This window comes from Mesorhizobium sp. M7D.F.Ca.US.004.01.2.1 (assembly GCF_003997785.1).
GTDB lineage: Bacteria > Pseudomonadota > Alphaproteobacteria > Rhizobiales > Rhizobiaceae > Mesorhizobium > Mesorhizobium loti.
In genome coordinates, this window is the sequence record NZ_RZRQ01000169.1 from 1 (window position 1) to 12,992 (window position 12,992).

At 64.2% G+C, this 12,992-nt stretch carries 10 protein-coding genes and 1 pseudogene; 5 read left to right on the plus strand and 6 right to left on the minus strand.

All coding sequences use genetic code 11. The features are described 5' to 3' along the window. Positions 1 to 1,655, minus strand: a 1,655-nt coding sequence (locus tag EN993_RS21355; RefSeq protein ID WP_127264748.1) for a heavy metal translocating P-type ATPase, incomplete at its 3' end; no start/stop codon positions are given. 106 nt (positions 1,656 to 1,761) lie between these two features. Here EN993_RS21355 and EN993_RS21360 point away from each other — a divergent pair. Both EN993_RS21360 and EN993_RS21365 read left to right on the plus strand, forming a co-directional pair. Continuing rightward, positions 1,762 to 2,178 carry a helix-turn-helix domain-containing protein gene (locus tag EN993_RS21360; protein WP_109660010.1) on the plus strand — a complete coding sequence of 139 codons (417 nt, stop codon included), beginning with the start codon at positions 1,762 to 1,764 and terminating at the stop codon, positions 2,176 to 2,178. A 66-nt stretch (positions 2,179 to 2,244) separates the two neighbouring features. Then, complete coding sequence (locus tag EN993_RS21365; protein ID WP_127264749.1) at positions 2,245 to 3,282, plus strand: P1 family peptidase; 1,038 nt, start codon at positions 2,245 to 2,247, stop codon at positions 3,280 to 3,282. A gap of 6 nt (positions 3,283 to 3,288) precedes the next feature. On the opposite strand, the gene EN993_RS21370 is transcribed toward EN993_RS21365, so the two are convergent. Together EN993_RS21370 and katG are read right to left on the minus strand one after the other, a co-directional pair. Then, a complete protein-coding gene (locus EN993_RS21370; protein ID WP_109660006.1) occupies positions 3,289 to 3,846 on the minus strand; it encodes a GNAT family N-acetyltransferase in 558 nt (185 codons plus the stop codon). Positions 3,847 to 4,027: 181 nt separating this feature from the next. Then, positions 4,028 to 6,223, minus strand: coding sequence for a catalase/peroxidase HPI (gene katG / locus EN993_RS21375; protein WP_127264750.1), 2,196 nt, complete (start codon positions 6,221 to 6,223; stop codon positions 4,028 to 4,030). Positions 6,224 to 6,531: 308 nt separating this feature from the next. Here katG and EN993_RS21380 point away from each other — a divergent pair, with 308 nt between their 5' ends. Beyond that, positions 6,532 to 7,485, plus strand: coding sequence for a hydrogen peroxide-inducible genes activator (locus EN993_RS21380; RefSeq protein WP_126070079.1), 954 nt, complete (start codon positions 6,532 to 6,534; stop codon positions 7,483 to 7,485). Positions 7,486 to 7,503: 18 nt separating this feature from the next. Here the strand turns inward: EN993_RS21380 and EN993_RS21385 are convergent, their stop codons facing one another. Next, on the minus strand, positions 7,504 to 8,217 hold the full coding sequence (locus tag EN993_RS21385) for a DNA helicase (protein WP_127264751.1): 714 nt from the start codon (positions 8,215 to 8,217) through the stop codon (positions 7,504 to 7,506). 409 nt (positions 8,218 to 8,626) lie between these two features. Between EN993_RS21385 and EN993_RS21390 the strand changes: the two genes are divergently transcribed. After that, a complete protein-coding gene (locus tag EN993_RS21390) occupies positions 8,627 to 9,610 on the plus strand; it encodes a hypothetical protein (protein WP_127264752.1) in 984 nt (327 codons plus the stop codon). Positions 9,611 to 9,711: 101 nt separating this feature from the next. Here the strand turns inward: EN993_RS21390 and EN993_RS21395 are convergent, their stop codons facing one another. Further along, positions 9,712 to 10,161, minus strand: coding sequence for a GatB/YqeY domain-containing protein (locus tag EN993_RS21395; RefSeq protein ID WP_127264753.1), 450 nt, complete (start codon positions 10,159 to 10,161; stop codon positions 9,712 to 9,714). Between the two features lie 276 nt (positions 10,162 to 10,437). On the opposite strand from EN993_RS21395, the gene carA reads away from it, so the two are divergent. Further along, positions 10,438 to 11,655, plus strand: coding sequence for a glutamine-hydrolyzing carbamoyl-phosphate synthase small subunit (carA, locus tag EN993_RS21400; protein WP_109661297.1), 1,218 nt, complete (start codon positions 10,438 to 10,440; stop codon positions 11,653 to 11,655). Positions 11,656 to 11,883: 228 nt separating this feature from the next. Here carA and EN993_RS21405 read toward each other — a convergent pair. Beyond that, positions 11,884 to 12,992 (minus strand): annotated as a pseudogene (locus tag EN993_RS21405) (TCR/Tet family MFS transporter); the annotation flags it as partial.

The window sequence follows — 12,992 nt, forward strand, 5'->3', positions numbered from 1 at the left end:
GTCTTGCCCTGGCCATTGAGGCTGTCGACGGCGAGGCGCTGCGCCTCGGTCATGTCGGCGCGTTCGCCCGCCGCCTGGCCGGAGCCTAGGAAGACGGCAACGCCGCCGACGCTGCCCTCGACACCCTTGCCCGAGATCGCCTTCGCCGCCAAGGCCGGCGGCACCGGCGCCTTGTCGGCCTTGGCCCTCGACAGGATCGCCATAGCCAGCGGATGGCTGGAGCCCTGCTCCAGCGCTGCCGCCAACGCCAGCACGGTGCGTTCCTCGCGGCCATAGGCCACGATGTCGGTGACGACAGGCTTGCCCGCGGTCAGCGTGCCGGTCTTGTCGAAGGCCACCGCCGTGATCCGGCGAAAGCCTTCCAGCACGGCACCACCCTTCATCAACAGACCATGCCGCGCGCCGGTCGCCAGCCCTGCGGCGATCGCCGCCGGCGTCGAGATGACCAGGGCGCAGGGGCAGCCGATCAGCAGGATCGCCAGGCCCTTGTAGATCCATTCGTTCCAATCGCCGCCGGCAAGCAGCGGCGGCAGCAGCGCCACCAGTGCGCCGACCGCCAGCACGGCCGGCGTGTAGGTGCGCGAGAAGCGGTCGATGAAGCGCTCGGTCGGCGCCTTGGCCTCCTGCGCCTCCTCCACAAGCCGCACGATCCGGGCGATGGTGTTGTCCGACGCGGCTGCGGTCACGCGAACCTTGAGCACTCCGTCGATGCTGATCGTGCCGGCGAAGACGGCGTCCGCAACACCCTTGCGCTTCGGCGTGCTCTCGCCGGTCACCGGCGCCTCGTCGATGTCACCAGACCCCTCGACGATCTCGCCATCGGCAGGGATGCGGTCGCCCGGCCGCGCCACGATGACGTCGCCGACCGCAAGGTCTTCGGCTGGAACCTCTGATGTGCCGCCCGCCCGCTCGACCAGCGCTGTCTTCGGCACGAGATCGGCAAGTCCCTGGATGCTCGCCCGGGCGCGGCCGGCGGCGACACCTTCCAGAAGTTCGCCGATCAGGAACAGCACCACCACGGCGGCGGCTTCTTCCGTGGCGCCGATCATCACAGCGCCTGTCGCCGCGATGGTCATCAGCATCTCGATCGAGAACGGCGTGCCGGCCAATGCCGCCATCAGCGCGCGCCGCGCGATCGGCACCAGGCCGACCAACAGCGCGCCCAGGAACACCCAGCGCTCGGCTACTGGGAACAGATGGCCGATGCCATAGGCGGCAACAAGCGCCGCCGCGCAAGCCAGAGTCAGCGCTGCACGGCGGGAGCGCCACCACGCCTGCCCCGGCTCGACATCACTGTGGAGATGAGATGACCCGGCAGCCTCGTTGGCGACCTGTTCGCCGCCATGCTCATGATCGTCGCCGGCGTGATCGTGGCCCTTCTGGTCAGCGTGGTCATGCGCCGAGGCCACTGAAGCCCGCCCATCGGTCTTGGCTTCGGCCTTGACGATGCCGTAGCCGAGCCGCGCCACCTGCTGCAGCACCTTGCCATCGTTGAGCGAACCGCCATGGCTGACCGTCATGCTGGCGCCGGTCACCGAAACCGAGACATCGTCGACGCCGTCGAGGCGACGCACCGCCGTATCGATCTTGGCCGCACAGGAGGCGCAGTCCATGCCGCCGATCTTGAACCGTGTCTGCCTGAGGGGCGTCGTCATCACATCACCTGTCTGTCTTGTCCGCTTGGCGTCGCCGCATGGGTCTTGAATGCTGATGTCAGGCACTGTAATTGCTCTAGTCACTAGAGCTTCAAGAGGCAAATTCATGTTTTCCATCGGTGATCTCTCGCGCCGCACCGGGGTCAAGGTGCCGACCATCCGCTACTACGAGCAGATGGGCCTTGTTGCGGCACCCGAGCGCTCGGAAGGCAACCAGCGCCGCTATTCCAGGCAGGAGCTGGAGCGGCTGGCCTTCATCCGCCACGCCCGCGACCTCGGCTTCGCGGTCGAGGACATCCGCTCGCTGATCGAGTTGAGCGCCCACCCCGAGCAGCCCTGCGGACACGCCGACCGGATCGCCGAGGAACAACTGATCTCGGTGCGGGAGAAGATTGCCCAGCTGAAGCGGCTGGAGGCCGAGCTCGAACGCATCGCCACCTGCTGCAATGGCAAGACGGTCGGCGACTGCTACGTCATCCGCGCCCTGTCCGACCACGCGCTGTGCGCTGACGAGCATGGTTGACACTCCAATAGGGTCCCGGCGCGGACCTCGACCTGGACGCGGGTCGTTTGTGAGCCAGGAGCAGGCATGACCAGGACTGTCGGCGATTTCGGCTTGACCTGCGGCATCCTGCCGACGGGCGCCGACAATGCGATCACCGACGTGCCTGGCGTCCGTGTCGGTCACTGCACGCTACGCAACGGCGACATCAACACCGGCGTGACTGCCATCCTGCCGCATGGCGGCAATATATTTCGCAACAAGGTGATCGCGGCCAGCCATGTCATCAACGGCTTCGGCAAGACGGTCGGCCTGACGCAGGTGCAGGAACTCGGCACCATCGAAACCCCGATCCTGCTGACCAACACGCTCTCGGTCGGCACCTGCGCAACGGCGCTGATCCGCGACGCCATCCGCCTGAACCCGGACATCGGCCGCTCGACCGGCACCGTCAACCCGGTGGTGGGCGAGTGCAATGACGGGCCACTGAACGACATCCAGGCACTGGCGATATCAGAGGAACACGCCCTTGCGGCGCTGGCGGATGCGCATGAAGGCGCGGTCGAACAGGGCAACGTCGGCGCCGGGACGGGAATGAGCTGCTTCGGCTTCAAGGGCGGCATCGGCTCGGCGTCCAGAAAGATCGCGGCCGGCGGCGAACGTCATCTTGGCGTTCTCGTCCTGTCTAATTTCGGCAAGTCCGGAGACCTCGTGCTCCCCGATGGGCGCAGGCCCGATCCCGGGCAATCGGACCGGGCCGAACGCGGCTCGATCATGGTTATTCTGGCAACCGATGTGCCGCTCGAACACCGCCAGCTCGAGCGCGTGGCGCGCCGCACCGGAGCAGGCATCGCAAGGCTCGGCTCCTTCTGGGGCCATGGCAGCGGCGACATCGCCATCGCCTTCAGCACCGGCAACATGGTCGACCACGACGAAGCCCGCGACCTGGTGCCGTTGCTCACCCTCAACGAAGCGCGCATCGACATCCTTTTGCGGGCAGCGGCGGAGGCCACGCAGGAAGCGGTGTTGAACTCCATGCTGTCCGCCCAGGCCTTCACAGGCAGGGCCGGCACGCGTCGCACGTCGCTCGCCGACTGGCTGCGCGATCAGGCCGAAAAGCGATAAAGCGAGCTACAGCTCGATCCGAAACCGCAAACTCTCCACCCCACCATAGGCGGCGTCCTCGAAGAAGCGTTCGACGAGCTTGCCGCCATTGGCCAGGATCACCTTGTGCGAGGCCGGATTGCCCGGCTTGGCGGTGATCTCGACATGGGGCAGGCCAATCGCCCTCGCATCATCCAGCATCAACCGCAGCGCCTCGGTGGCGTAACCGCGCCGCCGCTTCCACGGCACCACTGCATAGCCGATATGACCGAGCACATGCGGCGGCAGTTCCGCAGTGCCCTTCTGCCAGCGAAAGCCGATCGAGCCCGACGCTTCGCCGTCCCAGATCCAGCGGCGGAAGCCCGGCAAGCGCGGTACTTTCGTCCCGTCAGGCAAGGCGATCGGGCCGCCCTTGGCCTGGGGATCATCGAGGTCGGCGAGAAAAGCCACCGGATCCTTCTCGATCGCCGCAAGCTGCTCGCGCGTCGCTTCCAGCAACCGCACATTGTCCGGCGACCAGCCGCGTTCGAGCGCCGCCTTGTAGGACGGCAAATGTTCAAGCGCGGGTTTGACGATTTCGATCATGTTACACCGTGGAGACGCTACGCCGGTAAAATAGCATCCTTGCCCGGGAAGGCACGATCCACCAAAGCGCTGCCTCTTACGACAAGGGCCGCGCTCCCATCGCTGGAAACGCGGCCCCGATCTTAAGTCCTTGGGAGGACGGGCACTCCGGCGCGGCCGCGCCGGAGTGCCATTGGCAAGCTCAGGCGATGTCGAAGCGGTCGGCGTTCATCACCTTGGTCCATGCCACGACGAAATCCCTGGCGAATTTCGCCTTGGCGTCCGCCGTTGCATAGACTTCGGCCAGCGCCCGCAGCTGTGAGTGCGAACCGAAGATCAGATCGGCGCGGGTGCCGGTCCACTTGACTTCGCCGGTCTTGCGGTCGCGGCCTTCGAACACGTCCTTGGCCTCCGATGCCGCCTTCCACTCCGTGCCCATGTCGAGCAGGTTGACGAAGAAGTCGTTGCTCAGCGTTTCCGGCTGCTTGGTGAAGACGCCGTGCTTGGACTGCCCGGCATTGGCGCCGAGAACGCGCAGGCCGCCGACGAGAACCGTCATCTCCGGCGCGGTCAGCGTCAGCAGCTGCGCACGGTCGACCAGCGCCTCCTCGACGGTCAGCCGCTGCTTGCCGCTGACATAGTTGCGGAAGCCGTCAACCGTCGGTTCCAGCGGCGCGAAGGAGTGGACATCCGTCTGCTCCTGCGAGGCGTCCATACGGCCCGGCCAGAAGGGAACGTCCACGCTGTGGCCGGCGGCCTTCGCGGCCTTCTCGACAGCAGCACCGCCACCGAGAACGATCAGGTCGGCAAGCGAGACCTTCTTGCTGCCGGTCTGCGAAGCATTGAAGTCCTTCTGGATCGCTTCGAGCTTGTCGAGCACCTTGGCGAGCTCAGCCGGCTGATTGACGGCCCAGTCTTTCTGCGGCGCAAGGCAGATGCGCGCGCCATTGGCGCCACCACGCTTGTCGGAGCCACGGAAGGTCGAGGCCGACGCCCATGCCACCGAGACCAGCTGCGACACCGACAGGCCGGACGCCAGGATCTTGGCCTTGAGCGCTGCCGCGTCCTCTTCGTCGATCAGCACGTGATCGACCGCCGGAATGACGTCCTGCCAGGGCAGCTCTTCCTTCGGAACCAACGGGCCGAGATAGCGCACAAGCGGGCCCATGTCGCGATGGGTCAGCTTGTACCAGGCGCGGGCGAACGCGTCGGCGAACTGATCCGGATTCTCATGGAAGCGCCGCGAGATCGTCTCGTAGGAAGGATCGAAACGCAGGGCGAGATCGCTGGTCAGCATCGAGGGCGCATGGCGCTTGGTCGGATTGTGCGCGTCCGGCACCGTGCCCGCACCGGCGCCGCCCTTCGGCGTCCACTGGTGTGCGCCGGCCGGGCTCTTGGTCAATTCCCAGTCGAAGCCGAACAGATTGTCGAAGAAGTCGTTGCTCCACTTGGTCGGCGTCGTCGTCCAGGTCACCTCAAGGCCGCTGCCGATGGCGTCGCCGCCCTTGCCGGTGCCGAACTTGCTCGCCCAGCCGAGACCCTGCTGCTCGATGTCAGCGCCTTCCGGCTCGACGCCGACCAGCGTTGCGTCGCCGGCGCCATGGGTCTTGCCGAATGTGTGGCCGCCGGCGATGAGGGCTACGGTCTCCTCGTCGTTCATCGCCATGCGCGCGAAGGTGTCTCTGATATCGCGCGCCGAGGCCAGCGGATCAGGCTTGCCGTTCGGTCCTTCCGGATTGACGTAGATCAGGCCCATCTGCACGGCGCCAAGCGGGTTCTGCAGATCGCGGTCGCCGCTGTAGCGCTCGTCGGCGAGCCACTTGCCCTCGGGGCCCCAGTAGATGTCTTCTTCGGGCTCCCACACGTCGGCGCGGCCGCCGGCGAACCCGAAGGTCTTGAAGCCCATCGATTCCAGCGCGACGTTGCCCGTCAGGATCAGAAGATCGGCCCAGGAGATCTTGCGGCCGTATTTCTGCTTGATCGGCCACAACAGCCGGCGCGCCTTGTCGAGGTTGACGTTATCCGGCCAGCTGTTCAGCGGCGCGAAGCGCTGCTGGCCGGCCCCGGCGCCGCCACGGCCATCGGCGATGCGGTAGGTGCCGGCGCTGTGCCAGGCCATGCGGATGAACAGCGGCCCGTAATGGCCGAAGTCGGCCGGCCACCACTCCTGCGAGTCCGTCATCAGCGCATGCAGGTCCTTGATGACGGCGTCGAGGTCGAGGCTTTTGAATTCCTCGGCATAGTCGAACGCCTCGCCCATCGGATCGGACAGCGGCGACTGCTGGTGGAGAACCTGGACATTAAGCTGATTCGGCCACCAGTCGCGGTTGACCCTGCCAACGGCAGTGTGCACGACCGGGCATTTGCCCTTGCTGTTATCGTCTGTGTTGGCGTCCATGTTTTTCTCCGATCGTGGCTGTGTTGAGCTTTGCCTCAACGGCTGCGTGAACAAGGGCCTGGAATGCCCTTCGAGACGGCTCCATGGCCGCCGCGACGGTGAGGAGCCCGAATATGCGAAATGTCCTACTGCCCTGAGCCTGCCCTGGACAAGATTGTGTTGAAACAAAAACAGCCCCGAACGCACGCCCACACCGATGATGCGGACTGTGTGGCGTCGACTGCCTTTCATCTCCCTACCAGACTCTATAGCAAAGCGGCTCGATTAATTTAAGTTGGATTTACTGATCACAGAGATAAGGTGCGCTTATGGCAAACCTGACCCTCAAGCAGTTGCGCTATTTCGAGGCGCTGGCGCGGCACAACCATTTCGGACGCGCCGCGGATGCCTGTGCGATCTCCCAGCCTGCCATTTCGGTGCAAATCAAGGAATTGGAAGAGACGCTCGGCACCGAACTGTTCGAAAGAGGCCCGCGCCAAGTCCGGCTGACCAATTTCGGCGAGGAGTTTGCCCTGCGCGTACGCGACATCCTGCGCTCGGTGGACGAACTGGCTGATCTCGCCCGCTCTTCGCGTGACAGGCTGGTCGGCCGGCTGCGCATCGGCGTCATCCCGACGGTCGCGCCCTACCTCTTGCCAACCATCATCGGCAACCTTTCGCGCATGCATGACGGCCTCGACATCCATGTGCGCGAGACGCTGACGCAAAAGCTGATCCAGGAACTGGCCGACGGTCGGCTCGATGCGGCTATCGTCGCACTGCCGGTGTCCGAACCGTCGTTGACGGAGGTCGTGCTGTTTGCCGAGAACTTCGTCCTGGTCCGGCCCGGCGAGGACGAGGGAAAGCCGGTGCCCAATCGCGAGATGCTGCGCGAAATGCGGCTGCTTCTTCTGGAAGAAGGCCATTGCTTCCGCGACCAGGCGCTGTCGTTCTGCAGCATGCATTCGGCACGGCCGCGCGAGTTGCTGGACGGCAGCTCGCTGTCGACCCTGGTGCAGATGGTCGGTGCCGGCATCGGTGTCACCTTGATCCCCGAAATGGCCGTGGCGGTGGAGACGCGCTCGGCGCCGGTTTCCATTGCGCGTTTCAGAAGTCCCCAGCCCTCGCGCACGATCGGCATGGTCTGGCGCAACACCAGCCCGATCGCCAAACAGCTGCTGCGGATTTCCGAAGTCGTTCGCCAGTCGGCCGACGCGCTGCGCGCGCAGCACAATCCTGCATCGGTCGCGCACCTCCTGAACCTGACGGCAGCCGCCCAATGAGGTTGCTCGACAGATCCGTCAGTTCGCTGCCTGGAACCGGATTTCGCCCCTGTTCAGGAAGCATGTCTTGTTGAACAGCGACAGATCCAAAGGGTTCGGCAACCGGACATCGCTGATATCGGGAACCGGCTTCTTCGCCGGATCGTATGACCGATCGATCTGCGAGATGAAGACGAGGATCAATCCCCTGTCGCGGGCAAAGGCCTTGAGCGTGCGGACCTGCGCCATCAGGTCCGGGTTCTCCCGCTTCTGATCGAGCAGTTGCAGATAATCGATCACCACCAACGTGCCGCGCGGCGCCGAGCTCAACGTCCTGACGATGTAGTCGGCGCTGATGGCGTCGGAATTATCGAAGACGAACTGGTCGTTGAACCGTGCAGGGTCCGCCCCGATGGCGCGAAACCGGTCGAGCACATCTCGTTGCGTATATTCCAACGTGAAGAACACGCCGCGATGGCCGGACTTCATGGCTTCGATTGCGAGTTCGAGGCTCATCAGCGTTTTGCCGTGGCCGGGTCGTGCACCCACCAGAACGAGATCGCCGGGCGCCAGTTGCGCAAACAATGTTCCGGCAGGCCCCACCTCGGCTGCCTTGGCTGCAAGCAGGCTCCAGCTGCTGAAACCTTCCTGTACTGCAACACGATCAAGCGCTTCGTGGAGCGCAATCTTGCCCTCGCGGGACAACAACCTGGCTTGACGCTTCAAATGGTAGACGGGCGCAGATAGCTTCATTGCAAAACCTCCTGGTGCGAGCGGTTTTCGCAACCCCTCCTTATGCCAAGTGCTCGGACAGTCGGTTTCGATGATCGGATAGCCCCGCACGAATTATGCTTTCCCAGCGGAGGGAGGAGGCGCGGGCCGCGCCAGAATCAAATGATAGCTCAATCCGTAGGGAACGAAAATCGCGGACAGTTAAAGATGCGGAGACGTTCGCCGCAAGCCTGGAGCCAGCATGTCGGCGTAGGTCGCGTTTGCGCGCGTCGACCTCCTTTCATGGGCTCTTCGTGCGGGCTTCGGCAGAGCGCGCTAAACAAAGGGGGCGCTAAACAAGATGTGTTTCGCCTGATAATGCGAGGCCCTTTATGATTGATTCCCGGCGGCAACACCGTAAGGAAACGGTCTTGGCAGGAGAAGTGAACCCGTGCGGTTGAGATTCGTCCCCCTGGGCATCGTCCCGATCCTCAGCCTCCTCGTCGCCGTCATTGCCTTGACGGTGTCGGCTCGATCCTCTGCCGCACCATCAGGCGTTCCAGCCTGGCTGCAGGCCCACGTTGGCGACAGCGACGGTCAGATCTCACAGGTGGTTCTGGAACGAGCGCGCGCGCTTTACCTGATGAAGGTCGCGCAAGGTGCCGTCAAGAACCCCTGCTACTTCGCCATGGATGCCACACGCCCCGGCGATCTGGGTGATGGCGTGCTCGGGCGCCGCTATTACGTCATATGCGAAGCCAGCCAGTCGTTTCGCGCGATCTCGTCGGGTCATGGCGGCGGCCGCAACCTGAAAGGCACTGTCGATTTTTCGAATGGCAGGCGGTGCTCGAAGAACTTCGGCAACGCCATGGATTCGGAACTCACGGCCGGCGGCGCCTATATGACCCGCGAGGCGAAAACGTCGTTCAAAGGCTTTTATAGCACCGGCGCCAAGCAGGATGCGGCTTTCCTGCGCACCTTCATCCAGTTCGACGGCGAAGGCGAAGCTGCGAACGCCAGACAGAGGGTGATCGGCGGCCACGCGGCCCAGGTGCTGCACGGCATGTGCCTGCGCAAAAGCCCGAACAGCTCGCATGCCGACCACGACGGTTATGTGCCGTTCGGCAAGCTGGTGGACTATGCCGGCGGCCGCAGCAATGGCTGCACCAGCTGGTCGCCGGCGGACGCGCAACAGATCATCTCGATGGTGAAGGACAACCCGACGACGCTCTACATCTACCCTGAATCGCGCGACATCGCCGCGGTAGCGTCCAACCGTTCGCAGTCGGGCGCCTATTGGAACGCATCCTGCCTGAAGGAAATCGGCACGCCGAAATTCTGGCCGAGAAAGACCCTCGAGCCGATCATCGCTCAATACAGGAAGGATCACCCGGCACCGCCGCCGCAGCCGGTGCCGATCTGCAAGGGGCCGTAAAACCGGCAGGGGTCGCTAACGCAACTGGCAAGAACCGGGTTTGCCTTTGCCTTGATCTCCAACCTCGCCTCCGCGCATCACTACCGACGGGGCGGGAAAGCCTACTGCAACAGGCCCTTGACGATGCCGCTCGCCTTGCCGAAATCCATCTGGCCGGCATATTTCTGCTTCAGCGCGGCGATCACCTTGCCCATGTCCTTCTGGCTGGCCGCGCCCGTCGCCGCGATCGCCTCGCGCGCCGCAGCCTGGATGGCGGCATCGTCCAGCTGCGTCGGCAGGAAGGCGCGGATGATTTCCATCTCGCCGCGCTCCTGCGCGGCCAGTTCCGGCCGCTTGCCGTCGTCGAAGGCCTTGGCCGATTCCTCGCGCTGCTTCACCATCTTGGCCAGGATCTGCAGGATCTCCTCGTCGCTGGCCGGCTCCTTGGCCGAACCGCGATTGGCGATGTCGCGGTCGTGAATGGCGGCCTGGATCAGCCGCAATGTCGGCAGCCGGTGCTTGTCCTGCGCCTTCATCGCGCTCTTCAGGGATTCGGCGATTTTGCCGCGCATGGTGCATTCTCCTTCGATCGGCGCGGACAATAGCGCCGGGTGCGAGCCAACGCAAACCCTGATATGTCAGGGCAAGCCTATGATATTGCTCGATGAAATAAATCGGGGCCGCATTTCGCATGATCATTGACCGCCCTGGCCCCTTCCCCTATGTACTGGGCCTTGCATGAACTGAAGCTTGACTGCGTGGAAGCTGCGAAATCGCCGCTTGGCGCCGTTTGCTGCGCGGATGGCCCCTTGGCCTATGGAAGCGCGCAACCCGATAGGAGTGCCGCCATGGCCGAGATGACCGCCGCCTCGACGCCCGCCTGGGCAACAGAAAAGCCGACCGCGCTGTTGGTGCTGGCCGACGGCACCGTCATCGAAGGTCGCGGTCTCGGCGCCACCGGCTCCGCCGTAGCCGAAGTCTGCTTCAACACGGCACTCACCGGCTACCAGGAAATCCTCACCGACCCGTCCTATGCCGGCCAGATCGTCACCTTCACCTTCCCGCATATCGGCAACATCGGTACCAATGACGAGGACATCGAGGACCTCAATCCAGCCGCCCGCGCCGGCGCCGTCGGCGCCGTGTTCAAGGCCGATGTCACCAACCCGTCCAACTACCGCGCCGGCACCGGTCTCGACCAATGGCTGAAGAAGCGTGGCATCGTGGCGCTCTCGGGCATCGACACGCGCGCGCTCACCGCGCTGATCCGCGAAAAGGGCATGCCCAATGCCGTCATCGCGCATGCGCCCGACGGCGTGTTCGACCTCGACGATCTGAAGCGCCGCGCCGCCGCATGGTCGGGCCTGATCGGGCTTGACCTCGCCAAGGAAGTCACGTCGGGCCAGTCCTCCGTCTGGCGCGAGACGCCCTGGGTTTGGAATGAAGGCTTTGGCGAACAGGCCGAGCCGACCATGCATGTCGTTGCCATCGACTACGGCGTCAAGCGCAACATATTGCGCCTGCTCGCCGGCCTTGGCGCCAAGGTCACCGTGGTGCCCGCCAAGACCGGTGCCGAGGAAATCCTCGCCATGCAGCCGGACGGCATCTTCCTCTCCAACGGCCCCGGTGATCCGGAAGCCACGGGCGACTATGCCGTGCCTGTCATCCAGGACCTGTTGAAAACCGACATCCCGGTGTTCGGCATCTGCCTCGGCCATCAGATGCTGGCGCTGGCGCTCGGCGGCAAGACCGCCAAGATGCACCAGGGCCATCACGGCGCCAACCATCCGGTCAAGGATCACACCACTGGCAAGGTCGAGATCGTCTCGATGAACCACGGCTTTGCCGTCGATGCCGACTCGCTGCCTTCAGGCGTCGAGGAAACCCACGTCTCGCTATTCGACGGTTCGAACTGCGGCATCACGCTCACCGGCCGGCCGGTGTTCTCGGTCCAGCATCATCCCGAGGCTTCACCCGGCCCGCAGGATTCGCACTATCTGTTCCGCCGCTTCGTCAATTTGATCCGCGAAAAGCGTGGCGAGGAATTGCTGGCCGAGCGGGCTTAACTCGATCCGTTAGCGCTGCCCCTCATCTGCCTGCCGGCATCTTCTCCCCGTGAACGGGGAGAAGGGAGCTGTGGCGACCTCGGCGCTCTTATTGCAACGTCGACGATTAGCGAAAGCAGCGAAAACGGCGTCTTTCTCCCCGTCACTATACGGGGAGAAATGCCCGACAGGGCAATGAGGGGCGGCGCAAACCTCTCATAGCCTCGCACCGGATGCGGCTGTCATGGCTCATATCTGTGCTCCATTTTCGGCAACACCGGCGGTGACATTCGTGCGCGCCACGGGCCTTGCCACTTTCGTGACGAAGACGATGACTGCCAGTGTCAGGAAACACGCACCAACCAGATAGGGCGCGCCGCCGAAGGTCACCGGCGCGCTTGCCCCAGTGAACCACGAAAGATCGCGGTATAGAGCAGCGGCGTGATGATCGAGGTGATCGAGAAGATCGAGGTCATCGCGCCCTGCAACTCACCCTGCGCCGAAGGCGGCACCTTGGCAGCGGCGAGGCTCCTCAGCGGCGGATCGGCCAGCGCTTCGAGACAGCCGACGACGATCACCGCATAGATCATCCAGCCTTGCGACGCGAAGGCGTAGCCGAAGGCGCTGAGCGCGGTGAAGGCAAGACCGATTACCGCCGTCTTCCACTCGCCAAGCCTGGGGATCACGCGCGGCAGCACCGTCGCCATGACGATCGCTCCGCACAGGCCGAAGGCGCCGAGTGAGAAACCGATCTGCTGCTCGCTCCAGCCATAGCGATAATTGGAAACGAACGACCAGACCGCCGGATACATCATGTGGCCGAGCGTCATCAGGAAGAAGGTGAGCCCGATCCAGCCGATGCCCTTGTATTGGCGCATCTGCAGAAGCGTGCCGACAGGGTTGGCGCGTTTCCACTCGAAGCGGCGGCGATGCTTGTCATCGAGCGTTTCCGGCAGGAAGAACAACGCAATCAGGAAGTTCACGAAGGCAAGCCCGGCGGCGAAATAGAACGGCACGCGGGGTCCGAACGTGCCGAGCAGCCCGCCCAGGACCGGCCCGATGACGAAGCCGACGCCGAAGGCGATGCCAAGCAGGCCGAAATTCTTCGCCCGGTTCTCATCGTTCGAAATGTCGGCGATGAAGGCCGATGTCGTCGAATAGCTGGCGCCCGAAATGCCGGCCAGCACGCGCCCGATGAACAGCATCGGATAGGACCAGGCGACGGCGCAGATCAGATTGTCGATGGAAAACGTCAGCACCGAGGCGAGCAGGATCGGCCGGCGTCCGAACCGATCGCTCAAGCCGCCCATGATGGGCGCGAAGAAGAACTGCATCGCCGCATAGACGAAGAATAGCCA

Bases quoted from the DNA above. Each gene is read 5' to 3' on its own strand.
- EN993_RS21385 (WP_127264751.1), bottom strand. From the start codon at position 8,217: ATGAAGCTATCTGCGCCCGTCTACCATTTGAAGCGTCAAGCCAGGTTG.
- carA (WP_109661297.1), top strand. From the start codon at position 10,438: ATGGCCGAGATGACCGCCGCCTCGACGCCCGCCTGGGCAACAGAAAAG.
- EN993_RS21370 (WP_109660006.1), bottom strand. From the start codon at position 3,846: ATGATCGAAATCGTCAAACCCGCGCTTGAACATTTGCCGTCCTACAAG.
- katG (WP_127264750.1), bottom strand. From the start codon at position 6,223: ATGGACGCCAACACAGACGATAACAGCAAGGGCAAATGCCCGGTCGTG.
- EN993_RS21360 (WP_109660010.1), top strand. From the start codon at position 1,762: ATGTTTTCCATCGGTGATCTCTCGCGCCGCACCGGGGTCAAGGTGCCG.
- EN993_RS21380 (WP_126070079.1), top strand. From the start codon at position 6,532: ATGGCAAACCTGACCCTCAAGCAGTTGCGCTATTTCGAGGCGCTGGCG.
- EN993_RS21365 (WP_127264749.1), top strand. From the start codon at position 2,245: ATGACCAGGACTGTCGGCGATTTCGGCTTGACCTGCGGCATCCTGCCG.
- EN993_RS21395 (WP_127264753.1), bottom strand. From the start codon at position 10,161: ATGCGCGGCAAAATCGCCGAATCCCTGAAGAGCGCGATGAAGGCGCAG.